The sequence below is a fragment of the Baekduia sp. genome (genome assembly GCF_035996765.1).
GTDB lineage: Bacteria > Actinomycetota > Thermoleophilia > Solirubrobacterales > Solirubrobacteraceae > Baekduia.
In genome coordinates this window covers 1-21180 of record NZ_DASYJG010000040.1, presented here as the reverse complement: position 1 = coordinate 21180, position 21180 = coordinate 1, and the positions used below count along the sequence as shown (strand labels likewise).

At 72.5% G+C, this 21180-nt stretch carries 23 protein-coding genes and 1 pseudogene; 8 read left to right on the top strand and 16 right to left on the bottom strand.

What is annotated here, in order from left to right; genetic code table 11:
* Window positions 1-13 precede the first annotated feature (13 nt).
* The 8 genes from VGO10_RS09280 to VGO10_RS09245 all read right to left on the bottom strand — a co-directional run bounded on the left by VGO10_RS09280 (window position 14) and on the right by VGO10_RS09245 (window position 7515).
* Complete coding sequence (locus tag VGO10_RS09280) at window positions 14-277, bottom strand: hypothetical protein (protein ID WP_327467481.1); 264 nt, start codon at window positions 275-277, stop codon at window positions 14-16.
* A 34-nt stretch (window positions 278-311) separates the two neighbouring features.
* A complete protein-coding gene (locus VGO10_RS09275) occupies window positions 312-584 on the bottom strand; it encodes a hypothetical protein (protein WP_327467479.1) in 273 nt (90 codons plus the stop codon).
* Window positions 585-599: 15 nt separating this feature from the next.
* On the bottom strand, window positions 600-1655 hold the full coding sequence (locus VGO10_RS09270; protein ID WP_327467477.1) for an NAD-dependent epimerase/dehydratase family protein: 1056 nt from the start codon (window positions 1653-1655) through the stop codon (window positions 600-602).
* Window positions 1656-1930: 275 nt separating this feature from the next.
* Complete coding sequence (gene nrfD / locus VGO10_RS09265; protein WP_327467475.1) at window positions 1931-2818, bottom strand: NrfD/PsrC family molybdoenzyme membrane anchor subunit; 888 nt, start codon at window positions 2816-2818, stop codon at window positions 1931-1933.
* The gene (locus VGO10_RS09260) at window positions 2815-3597 is read right to left on the bottom strand and encodes a 4Fe-4S dicluster domain-containing protein (protein WP_349258933.1); all 783 of its coding nucleotides are present in this window, start codon (window positions 3595-3597) and stop codon (window positions 2815-2817) included. Before VGO10_RS09260 ends, nrfD begins: the two co-directional genes overlap by 4 nt.
* Before the next feature lie 17 nt (window positions 3598-3614).
* On the bottom strand, window positions 3615-6836 hold the full coding sequence (gene fdh, locus VGO10_RS09255; RefSeq protein ID WP_349258932.1) for a formate dehydrogenase: 3222 nt from the start codon (window positions 6834-6836) through the stop codon (window positions 3615-3617).
* Window positions 6837-6850: 14 nt separating this feature from the next.
* Window positions 6851-7099, bottom strand: a complete 249-nt coding sequence (locus tag VGO10_RS09250; protein WP_327467472.1) for a hypothetical protein — start codon at window positions 7097-7099, stop codon at window positions 6851-6853.
* 68 nt (window positions 7100-7167) lie between these two features.
* Window positions 7168-7515, bottom strand: a complete 348-nt coding sequence (locus VGO10_RS09245; RefSeq protein ID WP_327467471.1) for an STAS domain-containing protein — start codon at window positions 7513-7515, stop codon at window positions 7168-7170.
* Window positions 7516-7723: 208 nt separating this feature from the next.
* Between VGO10_RS09245 and VGO10_RS09240 the strand changes: the two genes are divergently transcribed.
* Together VGO10_RS09240 and VGO10_RS09235 are read left to right on the top strand one after the other, a co-directional pair.
* On the top strand, window positions 7724-8680 hold the full coding sequence (locus VGO10_RS09240) for a TIGR03557 family F420-dependent LLM class oxidoreductase (RefSeq protein WP_327467469.1): 957 nt from the start codon (window positions 7724-7726) through the stop codon (window positions 8678-8680).
* Between the two features lie 221 nt (window positions 8681-8901).
* Entirely contained in the window at window positions 8902-9120 is a 219-nt protein-coding gene (locus tag VGO10_RS09235; protein WP_327467467.1) for a hypothetical protein, read from the top strand.
* Here the strand turns inward: VGO10_RS09235 and VGO10_RS09225 are convergent.
* A pseudogene (locus tag VGO10_RS09225) lies at window positions 9117-10132 on the bottom strand (aldo/keto reductase). The gene VGO10_RS09235 and the pseudogene VGO10_RS09225 overlap by 4 nt on opposite strands.
* A gap of 140 nt (window positions 10133-10272) precedes the next feature.
* Here VGO10_RS09225 and VGO10_RS09220 point away from each other — a divergent pair.
* Window positions 10273-11031: a flavodoxin family protein gene (locus VGO10_RS09220; RefSeq protein WP_327467461.1), complete on the top strand. Its 759-nt coding sequence runs from the start codon at window positions 10273-10275 to the stop codon at window positions 11029-11031.
* 59 nt (window positions 11032-11090) lie between these two features.
* On the opposite strand, the gene VGO10_RS09215 is transcribed toward VGO10_RS09220, so the two are convergent.
* From VGO10_RS09215 to VGO10_RS09200, 4 genes are read right to left on the bottom strand one after another with little or no spacing between them, the layout of a single operon-like run.
* Complete coding sequence (locus tag VGO10_RS09215; RefSeq protein ID WP_327467459.1) at window positions 11091-11828, bottom strand: GNAT family N-acetyltransferase; 738 nt, start codon at window positions 11826-11828, stop codon at window positions 11091-11093.
* A 40-nt stretch (window positions 11829-11868) separates the two neighbouring features.
* Entirely contained in the window at window positions 11869-13191 is a 1323-nt protein-coding gene (locus VGO10_RS09210) for a hypothetical protein (protein ID WP_327467457.1), read from the bottom strand.
* Window positions 13188-13838, bottom strand: a complete 651-nt coding sequence (locus VGO10_RS09205; protein WP_327467455.1) for a TIGR04282 family arsenosugar biosynthesis glycosyltransferase — start codon at window positions 13836-13838, stop codon at window positions 13188-13190. Before VGO10_RS09205 ends, VGO10_RS09210 begins: the two co-directional genes overlap by 4 nt.
* Window positions 13835-14476 carry a glycosyltransferase family 2 protein gene (locus VGO10_RS09200; RefSeq protein ID WP_327467453.1) on the bottom strand — a complete coding sequence of 214 codons (642 nt, stop codon included), beginning with the start codon at window positions 14474-14476 and terminating at the stop codon, window positions 13835-13837. Before VGO10_RS09200 ends, VGO10_RS09205 begins: the two co-directional genes overlap by 4 nt.
* A gap of 17 nt (window positions 14477-14493) precedes the next feature.
* Between VGO10_RS09200 and VGO10_RS09195 the strand changes: the two genes are divergently transcribed.
* Window positions 14494-15558 (top strand): NAD-dependent epimerase/dehydratase family protein, encoded by a 1065-nt coding sequence (locus VGO10_RS09195; protein ID WP_327467451.1) that lies wholly within the window; start codon window positions 14494-14496, stop codon window positions 15556-15558.
* 11 nt (window positions 15559-15569) lie between these two features.
* On the opposite strand, the gene VGO10_RS09190 is transcribed toward VGO10_RS09195, so the two are convergent.
* A complete protein-coding gene (locus tag VGO10_RS09190; RefSeq protein WP_327467449.1) occupies window positions 15570-16214 on the bottom strand; it encodes a hypothetical protein in 645 nt (214 codons plus the stop codon).
* Window positions 16215-16234: 20 nt separating this feature from the next.
* Entirely contained in the window at window positions 16235-16870 is a 636-nt protein-coding gene (locus VGO10_RS09185) for a class I SAM-dependent methyltransferase (RefSeq protein WP_327467445.1), read from the bottom strand.
* Window positions 16871-16964: 94 nt separating this feature from the next.
* Here VGO10_RS09185 and VGO10_RS09180 point away from each other — a divergent pair, with 94 nt between their 5' ends.
* Genes VGO10_RS09180 through VGO10_RS09165 form a run of 4 tightly spaced genes read left to right on the top strand, consistent with a single transcriptional unit; the run spans window position 16965 to window position 20605 of the window.
* Window positions 16965-17675, top strand: coding sequence for a response regulator transcription factor (locus VGO10_RS09180; RefSeq protein WP_327467443.1), 711 nt, complete (start codon window positions 16965-16967; stop codon window positions 17673-17675).
* A complete protein-coding gene (locus VGO10_RS09175) occupies window positions 17672-18874 on the top strand; it encodes a HAMP domain-containing sensor histidine kinase (RefSeq protein WP_327467441.1) in 1203 nt (400 codons plus the stop codon). Before VGO10_RS09180 ends, VGO10_RS09175 begins: the two co-directional genes overlap by 4 nt.
* 1 nt (window position 18875) lies before the next feature.
* A complete protein-coding gene (locus VGO10_RS09170; RefSeq protein WP_327467439.1) occupies window positions 18876-20147 on the top strand; it encodes a molybdopterin-dependent oxidoreductase in 1272 nt (423 codons plus the stop codon).
* Entirely contained in the window at window positions 20144-20605 is a 462-nt protein-coding gene (locus VGO10_RS09165) for a hypothetical protein (RefSeq protein ID WP_327467437.1), read from the top strand. Before VGO10_RS09170 ends, VGO10_RS09165 begins: the two co-directional genes overlap by 4 nt.
* 28 nt (window positions 20606-20633) lie before the next feature.
* Here VGO10_RS09165 and VGO10_RS09160 read toward each other — a convergent pair.
* On the bottom strand, window positions 20634-21180 hold a 547-nt coding region (locus VGO10_RS09160; RefSeq protein ID WP_327467435.1), incomplete at its 5' end, for a hypothetical protein.

Below are 21180 nucleotides of genomic sequence, written 5' to 3'. Positions count from 1 at the left end.
ACCCGCTATCGCGTCAGGACCCGCGCTGGGCTCCGGCGACCGCGTGCTTGAGCTCGTCCTTGCCCATCTTCGAGCGGCCCTTGATACCGAGCTCGCGGGCCTTCTGCTCCAGCTCGCGACGCGTTGGTGCGTCGCCGCGGCGGACCGCGTTGGCCTCCTTGCCCAGCGCGGTCCGCGTGCGCTTGGAGAGGTTTTGGAGGGTGTGCTGATCGCGAGCGGCGGACTGCGCCTTCTTGACGTTCTTCTTGGCCGCCTCGCGCTGCTTGGTGGTTGCCATGCCCTTGCGCTACCCGGACAGACGCGCCGGGCATTCATTGGTTGCCGCGCGTCGCGCCGCCCTCCCGGCGGGCAAGACGCTCGGCCGCCTTGCGTCCGGGATGGCCGAGCGGCAGGTCCTCGGGGATCAGGTCGTCGTGCGCCTCGGCGGTGTCTCCAAGCGGACGTCCCGGATCGGGCGTCAGCGGGCCGAGCGGCTCGCGCGAGCGCTCATCGCGCGGCGGGCCGTCGTGGTCGGGCGCCGGCGTCGCGTGGTCTTCGCCGCCGACGTCCGAGGCGGCGTCGCGGGCATCATCTGAAAGGGGCATGTTGTCCATCTACCCTCACGGCCGCGACCCGATGCCCGTCCGCAGCTCGCGCTCCCGGAAGCGGCCGCCAGCGTGGCGGTCCAGCGGCGGCGTACGGCCGCCCACGCCGTGGCCGAGCCCATCGAGCAACTCCAGCAGCGCATCGGCAGCGCTGTGCCGCGGCGTCCAGCCCAGTTCGGTCCGGGCGCGGGCGGTATCCATGACGGGCACGCCGCGCGCGAGGTCGATCCAGCCCGGCGACGTCGGCTGCAGGTGCGCACGCCAGGACAGCTGCACGGCGGCGCGCAGCGCACGGGCGCTCACCGGCACCGGCCGCGCTCCTAGCGCGCGCCCGAGCTCGGTCGCATCCATCAGCGGCTCGGCCGCGAGGTTGAACGCGCCGCGGACCTCGCGCTGGTCGATCACGAGCCGGTATGCCTCGGCGACGTCGTCGGCGTGCACCGCCTGAAAGGAGAGCCGGTCGGTCTTCGGGACCACCGGTAGCAGCGCACGGCGCAGCAGCGGGTTCGGGACCAGCGGCCCGAGGAAGTAGCGGCGGATCTCGCTGGCGGCGTCGCGCTGGAAGATCAGCCCCGGCCGCATCCGGACGACCCGTACATGTTCGTGCCCGGCCTCGACCACATCCAGCATCCGCTCGACCTGCGCCTTGTGCTGAGAGTAGGTGCTCGTCGGGATCCCGTTGCGCGCCCAGGACTCGTCGACCGCGCGGTCCTTCGGGCCCGGTGAGTAGACGCCGACCGACGAGGCGACCACGAGCGACCCGGCGCCCGCGGCCAGCGCCGCCGCGAAGACGTTCTCAGAGCCGCGGACGTTGACCGCCTCCATCGCCTCCGGATGACGGTCGGGCTGGATCAGCCACGCGAGGTGCACGACGACGTCGGCGCCCGCGAGCACCCGCGTCAGGTCGTCGCGGACGATGTCGGCCGTCGCCCACGTGACTTTGGGCGGCGGCGGACCGGACGGCCTGCGCCGCGCGATCCCCACGATCTCGCGTACGCGCTCGTCGTGCTCGAGCGCGCGCACCAGCGCGGATCCGACGTTCCCGGTTGCCCCGACGATCGCGACCTTCATGCCGACGACGTCCCCGCTCGGCGCGTGCTTGACGCGTGCGTTCGCCCGGGACGTCCAGTCGCGGAGAGCCGCTGCGCTCCGCGCAGCGGCCCCCGCCCGACGCAGGATCATCATCACCGGGGTTTGGGATGACGACGACCGCTTCGCCGTACCTCATCAGCCGCCCGCCATTTTCAGGTGCGAGCGTCCTTGGGTGCGAGAGACGTCCCCGGGTTGGACGTCTCGCAGCAGCGAGCGTCTAGCTGCGGACGCTGCCGGCCGCCCGACCGGCGCGGTCAGGTCCCGGCCGCGCGCCGAGCGCGCTGGGGCTCAACCGTGTAGCGCGGGTCCCGCGCCGAGGCCATTCCGCCTTCGAAGAGCCCGAAGCGGGTGAGCGCCGAGCCCGTGAGCAGCGCGGCCCCGCTGAGCGCCGCGCCGGCGCGCCCACGACGCGCGATCGTGGCCGCGCCCACGGCGCCGACCGCGGTCAGCGCCTTGGCCGCCTTGAGGCGCCGGCCCGCGCTGCCGCCGCGCAGCGCGCCGGCGACCATGCCCAGCCGGCGCTCCATCGCGTGTTCGGCGGCCAGTTCCGCGACGGCGCCCAGCACCGCCAGCCGCGCCGCCGGGGCCGACTGCGCCACCGGTGCGGCCAACAGCCCGGCGCCGGCGGCGGCGCTCGCCGCCGAGCCCGCGAAGACGTAGGGCAGCTCGCGGTGGCCGTCGTGCCAGGCGGGCACCGCGGTGTCGGCGATCAGCGCGGCGGTGTAGGTGCTGACGCCCGCGCCCATCAGCCCTGCGGCGACGCCGGCGGCGCGGCCGGTGCGCGGCGCACGCGCGAAGACGTCGCTGGCTGTCGCGACCACCGTCAGCGGCGCGTAGCCCGCCAGCAGCCAGACGCCCATGCTCATCGGCGACGTCGGCTTGACGACCCGCAACATGTTCAGGAACCGCTCCGGGCGCCCCAGGTCGTGGATCAGCGCGCCGAGCGAGACGAGGATCGCGCCCGTCGCGGTCAGCCGCGCGGCGCGGGCCAGCGCCGGACGGTCGCTGACGTCGGCGCCCGCGCCCAGCAGCGACGACGCGCCCGCAAGCCCTCCGGTGAAGAGGTAGCCGGCGATGTCGCGCTCGGCCCACACCGGCGGGTTGATGATGGGCTTGCCGTAGTAGGACCCCGTGTCGCTCACCGCCGCGCTCCCGCGAAGGACGCGACCACGCCGGCGACCAGCGCGCCCGCCGCCAGCCCGACGTGCTTCCACATCCGCGGCAGGTCGCGCGTGGTGACGACCGGGTCGGGCGGCAACCCGTACACCTCGGGCTCGTCGAGCAGCAGGAAGAACGCGCCGTCGCCGCCGACGCCGTCGTCGGGGTCCTCGCCGTAGAGCCGCGCCTCGACGACCCCCGCCTCGTGGAGGTGCTCGACGCGCCCCGCCGCGCGGTGGCGCAGCTCGTCCAGCTCGCCGAACTGGATCGAGTCCGTCGGGCACGCCTTCGCGCAGGCCGGCTCCTGGCCGACCTCCAAGCGGTCGTAGCAGAGCGTGCACTTGAAGATCCGGCCGTCGTCCTCGCGCTTGTCCAGCACGCCGTAGGGGCAGGCGGGAACGCAGTAGCCACAGCCGTTGCAGACGTCCTCCTGCACGACGACGGTCCCGAACTCGGTCCGGAAGATCGCACCGGTCGGGCAGACGTCCAAGCACGCCGCGTGCGTGCAGTGCTTGCAGACGTCGGAGGCCATCAGCCAGCGGAAGTCGCCGTCGCGCTGGAAGTTCGGCGCGTGGTCGCCGACGGGCTTGCGCTGCTCGATGAACGCCACGTGCCGCCAGGTGTCGGCGCCCAGCCCGCCCGAGTTGTCGTGCGACGTCCCCAGCCATTCCAGGCCGTCCTCCGGGACCTCGTTCCACTCCTTGCACGCGACCTCGCAGGCCTTGCAGCCGATGCAGACCGACGTGTCGGTGAAGAACCCCATGCGCGGGGTGCCGTCGCTCACGGCGCGACCCCCGTCGTCGCGGTGATGCCGGCGCGTGCGCAGTAGTCCTCCACCAACGCCCGGCGCGCCGGGCCCCGGGGTCGCCGACCCGGCCGGATGTCGATGGTCAACGCCTTGACCTCCTGGATGTGCGAGCTGGGGTCGAGCGCCATCGAGGACAGCTCGTTGACCGCGTCGCCCGTCGCATAGCCGTTGGCGCCCCAGTGGTAGGGCATCCCGAGTTGATGGACAACGCGTCCGTCGATGCGCAGTGGCGTCATCCGGTCGGTGACCATCACCCGCGCCTCGATCGCGCCACGCGCGCTGACCAGCGTCGCCCAGCCGGCCTGCTGCAGACCACGCACCTCCGCCAGCTCGGGCGAGACCTCCACGAACAGCTCGGGCTGCAGCTCGGCGAGATACGGCGTCCAGCGCGACATCCCGCCCGCCGTGAAGTGCTCGGTCAACCGGTAGGTGGTCAACACGTAGGGGAACACGTCGGCGCCCGCCTCGCCCGGGTCCGGGTGGTAGCGGTTGGCCGGATGCTCGTAGACCTGCCGCGCGGGATTGCGCTGCTGGCGGTGCAGGCGGTTGCGCACCGGCGAGTCCTGCGGCTCGTAGTGGGTGGGCATCGGCCCGCTGGCCGTGCCGGCCGGCGCGTAGAGCCAGCCGCGGCCGTCGGCCTGCATGATGAAGGGGTCGTCGCCAGCCAGCGCGTCGGGCCCGATGGCCCCGTCGGGCGGCCGGTAGCCCGGCGGCTTGTCGGCCTCGAAGTCGGGCACGTCGTCGCCGACCCACTTGCCCTGGTCCTCGTCCCACCAGACGAGCTTCTTGCGCTCGCTCCACGGCCGCCCCTCGGGATCGGCCGAGGCACGGTTGTAAAGGATGCGGCGGTTGGCCGGCCACGCCCACGCCCACTCGCTGCCCGTCCAGCTCTGCTCGCGCGCGGGGGTGCGACGCGCGGTCTGGTTGACACCGTCGGCGTAGGACCCGCAGTAGATCCAGCAGCCGCACGAGGTCGACCCGTCGTCCTTCAGCTCGGTGTAGGCCGACAAGAAGTCGCCGTCGGCGTTCCAGCCGCTGATCTCGGCCAGGACCGCGTCGGCGCTGGGCTCCTCGTGCTCGCCTTCGGTCGGGTAGTCCCAGGTGAGGTCCAGGACCGGCCGGTCCATCTCGTCGGTCGAGCCCGCCAGGCGCTCGCGGATGCGCTTGCCCAAGTGGTACATGAACCACAGCTCGCTGCGCTGGTCGCCGACCGGCTCCTGGGCCTTGTGGTGCCACTGCAGCATCCGCTGGGTGTTGGTGAACGTGCCCTCCTTCTCGATGTGCGCGGCGGCGGGGAAGAAGAACACCTCGGTCGCAAGGTCCTCGGTGGCCCACTCGCCGGACTCGATCTCGGGGCCGTCCTTCCACCACGTCGCGCTCTCGATCAGCGAGAAGTCGCGGACCACCAGCCAGTCGAGGTTGGCCATGCCGAGCCGCTGCATCCGCGCGTTGGCCGAGCCGACCGTCGGGTTCTGACCGAACAACATGTAGCCCTTGACGGTCCCCTTGACCTGCTCCATGACCGTGTCGTAGGTGCTGTGCGTGCCGGTCAGCCGCGGCAAGTAGTCGAAGGCCCAGTCGTTCTCAGCAGTCGCCGCCGCGCCCCACCAGGCCTTCAGCAGGCTCACGAAGTAGGACGACATGTTGCCCCAGAAGCCCTTGTCGGGCGCATCAGCGGTGACGAACGACTGCAAGTCTGTGTGCGCATGGGCGTGCGGCATCGGAATGTAACCGGGCAACGTGTCGAACAACGTCGGGATGTCGCTCGAGCCCTGGATCGACGCGTGCCCGCGCATCGCCATCACGCCGCCGCCCGGGCGCCCCATGTTGCCCAGCAGGAGCTGGAGGATCGACGCGGCGCGGATGTACTGCGAGCCGATCGTGTGCTGCGTCCAGCCGACGCCGTGGACGAACGCCGTCGTCCGCTCCCGCCCCGAGTTGGCCACGAACAAGTCGCAGATCTGACGGAAGAGCTCCGGCGGGACGCCGCAGACCCGCTCGACCATCTCGGGTGTATAGGACGCGTAGTGGCGCTTGAGGATCTGCCAGACGCAGCGCGGATGCTCGAGCGTCGGGTCCAGCGTCGGCGTGCCGCGGTTCTCGGGCCCGTGCTCGTCGCCGCCGCTGCTGTGCTGGGCGCGGACGTTGCCCTCCTGGTCGCGCTGGCCCGCCGCGGCGGCCACGAACGCGCCTTCGTACTGCCAGCTCGAGGGGTCATAGCCCCGGATCTCGGGATCGAAGCCGGAGAACAGCCCGTCAGCGCCCGCGTCCTCGAACTCCTCGCGGACGATCGTCGGCGCGTTGGTGTAGTTGACGACGTACTCGCGGAAGTCCAGGTCGTTGGCGATGACGTGGTTGATGATCGCGCCGAGGAACGCGATATCGGTTCCGGCGCGCAGCGGCACGAAGACGTCGGCCAGCGCGCTCGTGCGGCTGTAGTGCGGGTCGATGTGGACGACCGTCGCCCCACGCGCCTTGGCCTCCATCACCCACTGGAAGGCGACCGGGTGCGCCTCGGCCATGTTGGAGCCTTCAAGCACGATGAGATCGGAGTGCTGGAGGTCACCGGGCATCGTGCTTGACGCGCCGCGGCCGAACGAGGTGCCCAGGCCCACGACCGTCGAGCTGTGGCAGACCCGTGCCTGGTTCTCGATCTGGATGACGCCCAGCGCGGTCAGCAGCTTCTTGATGAGGTAGTTCTCCTCGTTGTCCAGCGCGGCGCCGCCCAGCGCGGCCAGACTCATCGTGCGTCGCACGCGCTTGGCATCGTCGCCCTCGCCGACCTCCCACTGCCAACCACGCCGGCGCTCGGCGAGGATGCGATCGGCGACCATGTCCATCGCGGTCTCGAGGTCCAGCCGCTCCCAGTCGGTCGCGTGCGGCGGGCGATAGAGGACATGCTGCTCGCGCGCGTCGCCGGTCGTGAGCTGCAGCGTGGCCGAGCCCTTGGGGCACAGCCGCCCGCGGCTGTGCGGCGCATCCGGATCGCCCTCGATCTGCACCGCCTTGCCGTCCTTGACGTACACGTTGAGCGCACAGCCGACGGCGCAGTACGGACAGACCGACTTCACGACGCGGTCGGCATCCGCGGTCCGGGCACGCAGCGTCGCCGAGCGGCGAGACTTCGCCGCGGCGCCACGGGCACTCGGGTCGTCGCCGCAAAGCTGGCGGACGACCGGCCAGGCCGACGGCAGCGGGAGCCGAGGCGTCACGACGACTCCGGTGACGACAGCTCGTGCCGGGCGCGCTCGCGCACCCAGGCGACGACCACGGGCTTCTCGGTCGGGTTGTGCGCGCGCGGGTTGACGAGCGCCTGATCGCCGTCAGGCGCACCGTCCGCCGGCCGGCCCGTGGCGATCATGTAGGCCTTTCCGGGCGCGATGCCGAACGCCTCGCCGACCGTCTCATAGGTCGCTCCCCTGTCCAGCAGCTCGAGCACCTCTGCGCGCGTAGGCATCGCACGTGGCGATACCCGCTCTCCCGCCACGCGCAACCATCGCCGCGTCCGGATCGCCGGATCGATCGCTACGGCACGTAGCGCGCGGCGTCGGGATCGACGATCGGCAACAGGCCGTCGAGGCCGGTGAGCGCCAGGATCCGCGTGGCGGGGCCAGTGCCGGTCACCACGCCGAAGGTCGACCCGACCATCGTGGCCGCCTCGCGCGCATCAAGGAGAACATGGACCGCGGTGGTGTCCATGAACGTCACCTCGCGGAGGTCCAAGACCACCTCAGTCCAGCCTGATTCCCAGAGCTCGCGCAGCTCACGCCGCACGATGTCGCCCGTGCTGAGATCGATCTCGCCCTTCAGGACCACGGCCACACGGGTGCGATCAGGAACGACGACGAGACGCAACAGATCTTGGGCAGGCAACAGACGCTCTCCTCGAACGTGTGACGATGACTGAAGCGCTGCCGAGCCAGGGCCGCCCCTTGGGAGCGCCGGGCCCGCATCGGACCTTCGGGGCAGCCGGTTCGCGCCGCGAATCGCCTGCTTGGGTTGGAGCCTAGCGCCAGAAGATCATCGCTTCAACAGCTCGCGCCGATGTCTCTACCGTCGCATCGGCGGGTACGGCGCTGCCATGGCGACCATCGGCATCTTCCTGTCCAGCGAGGAGCAGAGCGCGAAGCGCCTGGTCGACATCGCGGTCAAGGCCGAGGACGCGGGCTTCCGCGACCTCTGGATCTCCGACCACTTCCATCCCTGGATCGACGCCCAAGGCGAGTCGCCGTTCGTCTGGTCGACCATCGGCGCCATCGCCGCCGCGACACGCGAGGTCACCCTGACGACGGCCGTCACCTGCCCTACGGTGCGGATCCACCCGGCCATCATCGCCCAGGCCGCCGCGACGAGCGCGACCCTGCTGGACGGCCGCTTCCGCCTCGGCGTGGGCTCGGGCGAGGCGCTCAACGAGCACATCCTCGGCGACCCGTGGCCGGGGATCGAGCAGCGCCTGAGCATGTTGGAGGAGTCGGTCGCGATCATGCGCGCGCTGTGGGAGGGCGACAACGTCAGCTATGACGGTCAGCACTACATCGTCGATCGCGCGCGGCTCTACTCACTGCCCGACGAGCCGCCGCCTGTCCTGGTCTCCGCCTTCGGCCCCCAGGCCATCGAGACCGCAGGCCGCATCGGCGACGGCTACATCAACGTCGCACCCGACCCCGACCTGCTCGCGTCCTATCGCGAGGCCGGCGGGACAGGGCCCGCGCAGGCCGGGACCAAGATCTGCTGGGGCACCGACGAGGCCGCGTGCGTCGACACGGTCCATCGCCTGTGGCCCAACGAGGCGCTCGGCGGCGAGCTTGCCCAGGTGCTGCCGATGCCCGCGCACTACGAGGCCGCCTGCGCGCCGATCACCAAGGAGATGATCGCCGAGACCGTGCCGTGCGGCCCGGATGCCGACCGACACGCGGCCGCGATCCAGGAGTTCTTCGACGCCGGCTACGACGAGGTCTACGTCAACCAGATCGGCGACGACCAAGAAGGCTTCCTGAAGTTCATGGCCAAGGAGATCGCGCCGCGGTTCAGCTCCTGAACGCGCCGCCTCCACGCAGGTCGCTCGCGGAGCCAGGTCCGGTTGCGGACATCACACGGCGGGGACCGTTCGTCGCGGCCCTGGTCCGGTCATATCTCCAGCATCGACACGCCGCGGGTCCGGTCCGGCAGGCGGCGCGTTGATGGTGTCTGAAGGAAGCGGGGCAACTCACCGGGGGACCCGAAGCCGTCAGATCTTCTGTTCGATCAAGGAGGTCTTCGATGTCCCAGCAACCCGCAGCCCCGCTGCGCCCGACACGTGATGGCGACGCTCAGCTGCAGCTCGTCCGCCGCTACTCCAAGCTGCTGCGCGAGTCCGCCGCCGCCGCGCGTGCAGGGTCGGCCCAGGCCCGACGAGGTGCCGGCCAGCGCCGGACCTCGGTGTCCGGTGACGCCGCCGGCGGGGAGATCCAAAGCGTTGCGGCCGTCTCCTTGGACTAGCGCCGTCGCCGTGCCGGTTCGAGGACCTGCTCGCCGTAGCTGTTGTCGGCCGGGTTGAGGGTCACGCCGGGCGCGACGATCGCGTCGATGCGGTCCAACAGGGCTGGGTCGAGCGTGACGTCGGCGGCGGGCAGTTGGCTGTCGAGCTGCTCCATCGTGCGCGGCCCGATGATCGCCGAGGTCACCGCGGGATGGTTGACGACGAAGGCGATGGCCAGCTCGATGAGCGACACGCCGGCCTCATCGGCGACGTGGGCGGCTGCTGGACGGCGTCGAGCTTGCGCTGGTTGTCGGGCAGCGCCATGTCGAAGCGGCTGGCCAGCCGCTGGCGCGCGGGCGAGGTCGGCGAGCTGTCGGCGGTCCAGTTGCCCGACAGCCAACCGCCGGCCAGCGGGCTGTAGGTGAGGATGCCCATGCCGTGGCGCTCGGCGGTGGGCAGCACGTCGAGCTCGATGCCGCGCACGAGCAGCGAATAGGGCGGCTGCTCGGTGCGGAGCCGCTCCCGGCCGCGGTCGCGCGCCACCCACTGGGCCTCGACGATCTCCCCGGCCGAGAACGACGAGGAACCGATGTAGCGGACCTTGCCCTGGCGCACGAGGTCGGTGAGGGCACCCAGCGTCTCGTCGATGTCCACGCCGGGAACGGGGCGATGCATCTGGTACAGGTCGATCCAGTCGGTGCCCAGGCGCCGCAGCGAGCTCTCGACCTCGCTGATGATCCAGCGGCGCGAGACGCCACCCTTGTTGGGGCCCTCCCCCATCGGCCCCCAGAACTTGGTCGCGAGAACCACATCATCGCGGCGGCCCTTGAGCGCCTTGCCCACGATCTCCTCCGACTCACCAGCCGAGTAGATGTCGGCGGTGTCGACGAAGTTGATGCCCGCGTCGAGCGCGTGATGGATGATGCGGATCGCGTCGTCGTGGTCGGTGTTGCCCCATGCGCCGAACATCATCGTGCCGAGGCACAGCTCGGAGACCTGGACACCGGTGCGTCCCAGCGGTCGGTAGTTCATGGTGGTGCTCCTGGTCAGCCCTGCTGGACGCTCTCGGTGGTCATGACGACCACTATGCCCGGGATCCGGGCTCGCTAAGGGCCCCTGTCGGAGCGGCATTGCGCCTGTAACGGACGGCGCCGGCCGTGGACTGTGGGTCCATGCCGATCCCCTCAACGATCCAGACCTTCATCGACGACCAGGCCGACGCGGCCCCGACGCGCTACGACGACCTGCGCGCCGTCGTGTTCAACGGCACGCTCAAGCGCTCGCCGGAGCCCAGCCAGACCGACGGCCTGCTCGCGATCCCGCGCGGCATCTTCGAGCGCGTCGGCGTCCGCCTCGACGAGATCCGCACGGTCGACCACACGATCCCGCCCGGCGTGTGGCCCGACATGACCGAGCATGGCTACGACGCCGACGACTTCCCGAGGATCTACCGCGAGCTCGTCGAGCCGGCCGACATCATCATCATAGCCGGACCGATCTGGCTCGGCGACCAGAGCTCGCAGACCCGCACGATCATCGAGCGCTTGTACGCCTACTCGGGCGACGTCAACGACGCCGGCCAGTGGTCTTACTACGGCAAGGTCGGCGGCGCCGTGACGACCGGCAACGAGGACGGCGGCAAGCACGTCAGCGCTCAGATCTTGTACGCCTTGCAGCACATCGGCGTGACCGTGCCGCCGCAGTCCGACACCTACTGGAACGGCGAGGCCGGCCCGGGTGACTCCTACAACGACGCCGGCAGCGGCGGCCCCGAGAACGCCTGGACGACCCGCAACACCGTCTTCATGACCTGGAACATCCTGCACTACGCCCGGATGCTCAAAGACGCCGGCGGCGTCCCGGCCTACGGGAACTCGACCGCCGATTGGGACCTCTCCCACCCCGACCATCCGAACCCGGAGTACCGCTGAAACAAGCGCAGCGGCGAGGGTTGCGCCAGCGGTCCGTCCCAGCCGACCAAGTGCTAGGACTACGGTACGTACTCCAGGAAGCGCCCGAGATCGCGGAAGCCGACCGCCGCGTACGTTCGCTCGGCCATCGCCGTGGACTGCAGGCTGGCCGTCCGGCAACCGCGGTCGACGGCGGCGTGGAGATGATGTGCGGTGAGTGCCGAGCCGATCCCCCGCCGCCGAGCCTGCTCGAGCGTGGTGACGTTGAACACGCCGCAGTCGCCATCGTGGTCGAAGGCCAGCGCGGTCGCGACGTCTTCTCCGTCGCTCCGGGCCACGAGCACGTGGAACGCGCTCGGGTCAACGCCGCTGAGCAGGCCCGCGGGCACGCCCAGGATCCGCAGGCACGCATCCCAGTCGGCGCGTCGGAGCTCGAGCTCGGGCTCGGACGTGGCGGGCGGCAGGTCGGCGAGCGCCAGGCCCATCGCCCGCGTGGACTCTTCGATCGCGTATCCGCGGCGGCTCAACTCGTCTCGGAGCCCCTCGTCGCTCTCGTGGATCCACGCGGCGTAGCGCTCGACGCCCGCCGCGCCGTAGGCCGCCTCCATGGCGTCGACCGCCGCCGCCCGCTCGGCCGGCCCGAGGTCGCGATCGAGCACCGCGTTGTTGTAGACGTCGCGCTCAGGGCCACTCGGGAAGACCGCCGCCGCGACGCCATCCGATCGCGCGAGCCCAGCGCCCGCTGAGCCGCGGGCGTAGGCCTCCCATGAGGCGAGGAGGGTGGCAACCCCGCGCGCGTAGAGGTCGTCGTCGGTCATGCCGCTTCGTCGTGCACGGCAGGACCCATTGTCACGCCGCTCACCAGACGGTCTCGAACAGCAGCTGCGTGAGCAGCGTCTGGACGGCGAGCGCCAGCAGGGCGAGGCGCAGCCGGCGCGGCGGGATCACGGTCGCAGCGGCGGCGCACGCCAAGGGGACGAACGGGAGCCAGATCCGCTCGGTCTCGGCCTTGGTGAACGCGAGGAGCGAGGCGATGGCGATGACGACAGCGAGCGCGACGGCGCCGGGGTCGCGGCGGCGGGCGGCGACCAGCCAGCCGCCGGACAGCGGCAGCCCGGCGCAGGCCATCCAGGCGATTGGCGATCCGAGCGCCCAGAACCAGTACGGGCGGATATCGGCCAGCGAGCGGCGGTAGACCGCCTCGGTCGCGTGCAGCGTGCCGATCGGGTCGTAGCCGTAGGCGGCCGCCAACCACGCGTTCAACACCAGGAACGGGAGCGCGCAGGCCACCGCCAGCCACACCGCGCTCCGCCATCCATCGCGCTGCCACGTGACCAGGACGGCAAACGCTCCGGCAGCCAGCAGCGCCCACGAGCAGAACGCGGCGATCGCGAGGACGACCGCCCCGGCCCCGCGCGCGCCCCACGACGGCCGGACGAGCAGCGCCGCAGCCGCGGTGCCCAGCGCCGCGTAGACCGCGTCGGCCGACGTGGCGCCGAAGAGCAACAGCCCAGGCGCGGCGGCGGCGAGCAGGCCCGCGGTCCGCGCGATGCGCTCGTCCTGCCCCAGCCCGCGACCCAAGGCATAGGTCAACGGCGCGCACGCCGCCGCTGCACCGATGCACAGCGCGGCGAAGCGCGCCGGGGTCGTCAGCGTCGTCAGGTGGGCGAAGAGGAGCAGGCCCGGCGGGTGGCCGGCGACGTTGACGGGCGCCGCGGGCACCAGCTCGGCGAAGCGGTCCAGGAAGAAGCGCGACCCGTAGGACAACGCCGGCAGCCCGGGCAGGTACTCGTTCTTGGCCTCGAACGATCCGCGCGGACCGGTGTCGAAGATCGCATCCCATGCGTGCGAGCCGGTGCGTGCGGCGTTGACGGCCAGCGCGGTCGTCAGCGCCGCGACGATCACCGTCAAGATGTAGGTGTTGCGGGGAAGCCGCAAGAGCAGCGGCCCGAGCGCCACCAGGGCGCCCAGCGCGGCGACCGCCACGATGACCCAGACGTCGATCCGCGGCAGCCACCCCATGACGAACGGCGGCGTCGCGGTGCCGAGCACGCGGCCCGAGCGCTCGACCAGCAGCCCGACCATCGTCCACCCGGCCGCGAGCGCGAGCGCGCCGAGCAGGAGGCGCCGGTCGGTCAGGCGCGGGCGGCGTCGCACCCGCGTGGCGGTCGCCGTGCTCACGCCGCGATCGCCAGCCCCGCGAAGGCGCGTGCGAACGCCGTGGCCGGCGCCGACTCCGCAACGCGGGCGGCGTCGTCGATCGTGTCGACGTCGACCAGCGTCGCCGCGTCGGCGACGTCGAGACCCAGCGCCGCCAACCGGGCGCGTTGCGCCGCGAGCGTGTGCTCGACGCTCATTGGCACGCCGATGAGCGCACGCGGATCAGCCCGGCGCAGGCCGATGCCCCAGTACCCACCGTCGGTGGCCGGGCCGAGGACCGCGTCGTGGTCATCGAGCGCCGCCAGCGCCTCGGCCAGCAGCGCGCCGGTGAGCTGGGGCGTGTCCATCCCGACGATCAGCGCCGGGCCGTCGCGGAGGTCCTCGAAGGCGGCGGCCAGTCGCTCGTCGAGACCGCCGCCCCGTTGTGCGATGACCTGCTCGCCGTCCAGCCACACGCCCGGCGTCCCGTCGAGCACGATCGCCCGGTGGACGGCGCGCCCCGCCATCGCCGCCGCGTCGGCCATCGCGGCCAGCGTGTCGCGCAACGCCGCCTCGGCGAGGTCCGCCGCCTGGCCTGGCGTGCACGGCGGGCACAGGCGCGTCTTGACGCGCCCGGCGACCGGCGCCTTGGCGATCACGGCGAGCGTGACGGCAGCCGGCGCGCTCACGCGAGCACCGCCGCCATGTCGCGCACGGTCCGCAGCGTCCCGCGCACGGTGCCGGTGACCTTCGAGCGCCCCGTCCGCTCGTGGTAGGGCACCCCGACCTCGCCGATCGGCCACCCGGCGCGGTCGGCGCGCACGACCATCTCCAGCGGCCAGCCGAAGCGGCGGTCGGCGACGCCGAGATCGAGCAGCGCGCGGCGCCCGGCGGCGCGCATCGGGCCGAGGTCCTCCAGCCGCGGTCCGCCCCGGCGCGCGAGCTCGTAGACCAAGACGCGGTTGGCGATCCGGGCGTGCACGGGCCACGCGCCGCGGCCCGCTCGGCGCGCCCCGAGCATGAGGTCGGCGGCGCCGGAGACGACCGGGTCGGCGACCCGCGGCAGATCGGCCGGGTCCAGCGACCCGTCGCAGTCCATGAAGCACACCACGTCGCTGCGCGCCGCCCGCAGCCCGGCGAAGCACGCCGCGCCGAACCCGCGCTGGGGCTCGACGACGACCCGCGCTCCCAGCGACCGGGCCAGCTCCGGCGAGCCGTCCGTCGACCCGTTGTCTGCCACGATCGCGCGATAGCCCGCGGGCAGGCGCTCGAGCACCCACGGCAGCGCCGCCGCCTCGTCGAGGACCGGCAGGATCACGTCGATCACCCGCTACAACTCCTGCGATGCGGATCCTCGTCACGGGCGGCGCCGGCTTCATTGGCTCGCACATCGCCGACGCGCTCGTCGCCCGCGGTCACACGGTCCGGATCGTCGACGCGCTGCTGCCCGGCGCCCACGACGGCGTCCCGCCGGGCCTGCCCGAGGCGGCCGAGCTGGTCCACGCCGACCTGCGCGAGGCCGAGGTCGCCCGTGCCGCCGTGGCCGGCGTCGACGCGGTCTGCCACCAGGCCTCGATGGTCGGCCTCGGCACGGACTTCGGCGATGTCGCCGACTACGTGTCGCACAACGACCTCGGGACCGCGCAGCTGCTCCGAGCGCTCGGCGCACGCGACTTCTCCGGCCCGCTCGTGCTGGCCTCCAGCATGGTGGTCTACGGCGAGGGCGGCTACGCCTGCCCCGAGCACGGCGACGTCGCCCCCGGTCCGCGCGCGATCGGCGACCTGGAGGCGGGCCGCTTCGAGCCGCCGTGCCCGCGCTGCGGCCAAGCGCTCGAGCCACGCTCGGTCGGCGAGGACGCGCCGTTGGACCCGCGCAACGTCTACGCCGCGACCAAGCTCCACCAGGAGCACCTCGTCGGCGCGTTCGCCCGTGAGCAGGACGGCGTCCGGCCCGTGGCGTTGCGCTATCACAACGTCTACGGGCCACGGATGCCCCGCGACACGCCGTACGCCGGCGTCGCCAGCATCTTCCGCTCGTCCCTGGAGCGCGGCGAGGCGCCGCGCGTCTTCGAAGACGGGGCGCAGCGGCGCGACTTCGTCCATGTTGGTGATGTCGCCCATGCCAATGTCCTTGCCTTGGAGGCCGGCGACGACGTCCGCGGTGCGTTCAACATCGCCTCGGGCACGCCGCGCAGCGTCGGCGACATGGCCCGCGCGCTGGCCGCCGCGATCCCCGGCGGCCCGGAGCCCGCCGTCACCGGCGACTTCCGGCGCGGCGACGTCCGCCACGTCTTCGCGTCGCCCGACCGCGCCCGCGCGGTCCTCGGCTTCAGCGCGCGGATCGGGCTGGAGGACGGCATGGCCGAGTTCGCGCGCGCGCCGCTGCGCCGCCCGGCGCGCGTCGTCTAGCGGCGCGACGCTCATCCCGCCCGCCGCACGTCGACGAGCTGCAGGACGCTCGCGTCGCGGCCACGGACCGCGAGCACGCCGCGTGCCGGGTCGACCGCGACGCCCACGGGCTGGCGGACGGTCGCCAGCCGGGCGACCGGCCGCGGCCGCCCGTTGGCGGGCAGGCTGACGACCTCATTGCGGGCGGTGAGCGTGACCCACAACCGGTGGCGCACGGGGTCGACCGCGATCGCGTACGGCCCGCCGGGCAGGAAGACCCGGCGCACGAGCGCCAGCTGCGGCCGCGTCGCGAAGACCAGCAGCGCGCCGCCGCGCGTGTCGGTCACGTAGAGGCGATCGGCGACGGCGGCGACGTGTGTGGGCCCGACGCCCGCGGCCGCGTGCGCGATCCGCTGCCGCGTGCGGGGGTCGACGAGCGCCAGCGCCCGCTCACGCCCGGCGAGCACCGCCTGCGTGCGGCCCGAGACCACGGAGGACGGCTCAGCGCTTGCGGCCCGCAGCAGCGCCGCCGGCGCGCCGGCGAAGGCGACGACCCGCCCCGCGGGCGGCGTGACGGGCACGGGCGCCCGCGCCGGGCCGGCGGCCGGCGGCAGCTCGCCGACCGCCGCCGAGCCGCACCCGACCAACGCGACGGCCGCGAGCGCGGCCGCGACCACGGCGGTCCCACCCGCGGCGATCAGCTCGTCCCCAGCTCGAGCGCGGCGAACCAGCGGCCATCATCGCCCCAGCGCTCGGCGACCGTGAACCCCGCGGCGGCGGCGGGCTCATCGATCGCGTCGACCGCGACGCGCGCCCAGCAGAACGGCGCGCTGACGACGGCCTCGCCCTCCAGCCGCAGGCGGCCGGCGCGCAACCCGGTCCCGGGCGGCTCCAGCTCCGCGAGCACGCGACCGTCCGATCGGAGCATCGCTCCGATGCGACGCAGCAGCGCGACCGGGCAGCCACCGATGCCGATGTTGCCGTCCAGCAGCAGGGCGGTGCGCCAGGTTCCGGCCCCGGGCAGGTGGTCGAAGATCGAGCCGTGGACGACGTCGGCGCCCCCGCGGCGGGCCAGCTCCACCGCGGCGTGCGTGACGTCCACGCCGACGGCCAGCACCCCTTGGCGGGCTAGCGCGTGGACGTGGCGTCCGGGGCCGCAGCCGACGTCGAGGACCGGCCCGCGCGCACGGCCCAGCAGCCGCTCGTCGCTCGCTGACGCACGGCCGAGCCACGGCTCGACGTCGACGCGCCAGGCCGTTCCGTCGTCGAGCCGCGCGACAAGCGCCACCCGACCGCTGAGCGCTTCAGAATAAAGGTCGGCCGGGTCGGTCACGTCGCCCGACCCTACGTAGCCGGTCCTTACGAATCGATGACGGATCCCTGCAACTCGGCGCCGTCGCCCGCTGCGCCTGTCATCGTCGGATCCGATGGCCGACCAGCCGCACACCCCCGCATCGGTCCTGGTGGTCGACGACGAGCCGACGATCGGCGAGATCGTCTCGCGCTACCTCGAGCACGCGGGCTACGCCGCCGAGGTCGTCGGCGACGGCCACGCCGCGCTCGACGCCTTCGGCCGCCGCCGCCCCGACCTCGTGGTGCTCGACCTGATGATGCCCGGCATCGACGGCCTGGAGGTCATGCGCCGGATGCGCGAGCAGCAGGGCGCACGCGTCGCGATCATCCTGCTGACCGCCCGCGGCGAGGAGTCTGACCGCATCACCGGCCTGCAGCTCGGCGCCGACGACTACGTCGTCAAGCCGTTCTCCCCCGCCGAGCTGGTCGCGCGCGTCGGCGCGGTGCTGCGCCGCCACGACCCCGCGACCACCTGGGCGCCGCCGGTCGAGGTCGGCGACCTCGTCATCGACCCCGAGTCCCGCGAGGCGACGCGCGCCGGCGAGCCGCTGACGCTGACCCAGCGCGAGTTCGAGCTGCTGCTCTTCCTCGCCCAACACCCCGGCAAGGCGTTCGCCCGCGAGGCGCTGATGAACCACGTCTGGCGGTTCTCCTATTACACGGACACCTCGACGGTCACCGTCCACATCCGCCGCCTGCGCGCCAAGATCGAGCGCGACCCCGACCAACCCAAGTACATCGAGACGGTCTGGGGCGTCGGCTATCGCTTCGCCGCCGCGCCATGAGCCGGACCACCGCACCGGGGCTGCTGTGCTCGACGCTGACGGCGGCCGTGCTGTCGGGCGTCGCCGGGCTGGTCTACGGCGGCCACGCGGCGGTCGTGACCGCCGAGATCCTGCTGCCGCTCGGCTGGATCACCGTCCTGGTGACCACCGCGACCGTGCAGCGCCGCGACCGCCTCGGCGGCCTGCGCCGCCAGTTCGGGGCGATCGCCGTGATCGCCGCCGCGCAGCTCGCCGCAGGCGTCGCGCTGTTCGTCGCCATCATGTTCGTCTCGCCCCACGACGCGCTGCTGACCGTGCTGCTGGCCGTCGACTGCGGCGTGCTCGCGCTGTGGGCCGGGCTGGTGCTCGGGCACCACGCGCTGGCCGACCTCGACGACGTCCGCACCACCCTCGCCGCCGTCGGCGCGGGGCGGCGCGACGTGCTGACCGGCGCCGCGCCGACCGACGAGCTGGGGCGCCTGGCCGCCGACGTCGACGTCATGGTCAGCCGGCTCCACGACGAGGAGGACGCGCGCGGGCGGCTGCTCGCCGCGGTCTCGCACGACCTCCGCACACCGCTGACCGCGCTGCGGCTCCTGGCCGAGGCGATCGGCGACGGCGTCGTCGACGAAGGCGACCGCGCCGAGTACGCCCGGCGCATGGGCACGCATCTGACCGCGCTCAGCGCGCTGGTCGACGACCTCTTCGAGCTGACGCGCGTCCGCAGCGGCGACCTCGGCGCGATGACCGAGCGCGTGCGCCTGGACCTGCTCGTCGCCGAGACCGTCGACGCGATGCGCCCCACCGCCGCGGCGGGCGCCGTCGAGGTGCGCTCCGAGCTGGCCGCCGAGCTGGCCGTCGCGCGCGCCAACCCCGACAAGGTCCAGCGCGTCCTGTTCAACCTGATCCAGAACGCGATCCACCACACGCCGCCCGACGGCAACGTCACCGTCCGGGCGCTCGCCCTGCCCGGTGAGATCGAGATCCAGGTCTCCGACACCGGCACCGGCATCCCGGCGCCGCTGCGCGACCGCGTCTTCGAGCCGTTCTTCCGTGCCGACGCCTCGCGCACCGACGCGGGTGCCGGCCTCGGGCTGGCGATCGCCCAGGCGATCGTCGAGGCCCACGGCGGCCGGATCTGGGTCGCGCAGCCGGAGACCGGCGCGTCGGTGCGCTTCCGGCTTCCGGGTGCGATCGCCGTGCCCGAAGGGGCACGGTGAGATGGGCCTGCTGCCGAAGGATCCGCCCCCGGGCCCCAGCCGGGAGGACTTCTGGCTGTCGCCCGTCCGCGGCCCCTGGCTGACGACGATCCTCGGCTCGGTGCTGCTCGTCGCGGTGGTGATCGTCGGCGTGACCGGCTTCCTGTCGCACGCGGCCTACAACCCGGACCTCGGGCGCAACGCGATCATCCCGCGCGATCACGACTTCCAGTTGTTGGTGTTCAACTGGCCGACGCGACCGACATGGCTGTTCGCGCTCAACCAGTCGCTGCACACGATCGTCGGGATCATCGCCGTCCCGCTGTTGTTGGCCAAGCTCTGGTCGGTCATCCCCAAGCTGTTCGCCTGGCCGCCGGCCGCATCGCCCGCGAAGGCGCTCGAGCGGCTGTCGCTGCTGGGGCTGGTAGGCGGCGCGATCTTCCAGTTCGGCACCGGGATCTTCAACGCTCAGCTCTACTACCCGTGGCACTTCAACTTCGTCGTGGCCCACTACTACGGCGCGTGGGTGTTCCTCGGCGCGCTGGCCCTGCACGTGGCGATCAAGCTGCCGACGATGCGCAAGGCGATCCGCGAGCGTGGCGCGCTGCAACCGCTGATCGACGACATCACCGCGACGGAGGCCGAACCCCACGAGCCCGGCGGCCTGGCGCCGCCGGTCCCCGAGCCGGCCACGATCTCGCGCCGCGGCGTCCTCGCCCTGGTCGGCACCGCCTCGGCCGGCCTGTTCGTCGTCACCGCCGGGCAGTCGATCGGCGGCCCGCTGCGCTCGATCGCGCTGCTGGCCCCGCGCGGGCGCGGGTCGACGTTCCCGGTCAACAAGACGGCGCGGCTGGCGCGCGTGACGCCGGCGATGGTCGGCGCCACGTGGCGGCTGGAGCTGTCGGGCGGCGGCGCGGGCGAGCCGCTGTCGTTGTCGCGCACCGCGCTGCTCGCCATGGACCAGCACAGCTACGACCTGCCGATCGCCTGCGTCGAGGGCTGGACGACCACCCAGCGCTGGACGGGCGTGCGGCTCAAGGACCTCGCCGGCCACGCCGGGGCGAGCAACGACATGCTGTTGCACGTCGAGTCGCTGCAGCCCGGCGGCGCGTTCCGCCAGACGACCCTGAGCACCGGCCAGTGGCGCGACGACGAGGCGCTCCTGGCGCTGAAGGTCAACGGCGCAGACCTCCCGCTGGACCACGGCTATCCTGCCCGGATCATCGTGCCCGCGCTGCCCGGCGTGCACTGCACGAAGTGGGTCGGCAAGCTGGCGTTCGGGACGCCCGCGTGATCACCGCGTTCCGCCGGCGCTACGGTGCCTCGCCGCTGCACCTGCTCGGGCACCTCGCGGCGTTCGCGATCGCCTACTACGCGCTCAGCGAGGTGCTGCTGTCCAGGTACAGCCACCCCATCAACTGGGTGGCCTGGTTCATCGGCGGCGCTCTGCTGCACGACCTCGTCTTCCTCCCCGTCTACGTGATCCTGGACACGATCGCGCGCCTCGGCGTCGCCGACTATCCACAGCGCCGCGTCAACGCCATCAACCACATCCGGTTCCCCGCCGTCATGGCCGGCACGATGTTCCTCGTGTACTTCCCGCTGATCCTGGGCGACGGCAAGGAGAACTACGTCAACGACGTCGGCCACGGCCCGCCGGACTTCCTCGCGCGCTGGCTGCTGATCTGCGCGGTGCTGTTCGGGGTGTCGGCGCTGGCCTACGCCGTCCGGCTGCGCGGAGGCCGCGGGTAGCCGAGCGCGATGCAGATGGCTGCCGCCCTCAACGCAACAGCCGGCGCAACCGCGACAAGAACTCCGTCAGCTCCGTGTCGTCGATCGCCGGAAGGCCGTCGCCGCAACACGGAGGGCGCAGATGGCCCTCGGGCGGGTTCTCTTCGTCGAAGAGCTCGTGCACGATCTGCCAGGTGTCGCTGCTGCGGTCGCGCGTGTCGCGCGTCCCGACGTACAGGACGTCAACGATCCCAGCGATCCCGGCGCGATCAGGTGGCCGCATCGTGAACGCGAGCCGGTAGCCGTACTTGAGATGTAGGCCGCACACCTTCGACGCAAGCGGACCCGACAGCCGATAGGCGAAAGACCGCGTACCTCCGTCATCGGTCGGGAACTCAACGCACGGATCGAGTTCGAGCTGGCGAACAGCAGCGCCATACCCTGCCCGCTTGCCCTGTTGGAGTTCCCCCGGTTTGGTGGACGCCTGATGGCTGAGTTTGCTCAGCCCGAGAGGATGTCTGTTGATGCCGAAGATCCCGCCGTATTCCGAGGCGTTTAAGCGCGAGGCGGTGGAGTTGTTGCGCAGCAGCGGCCGG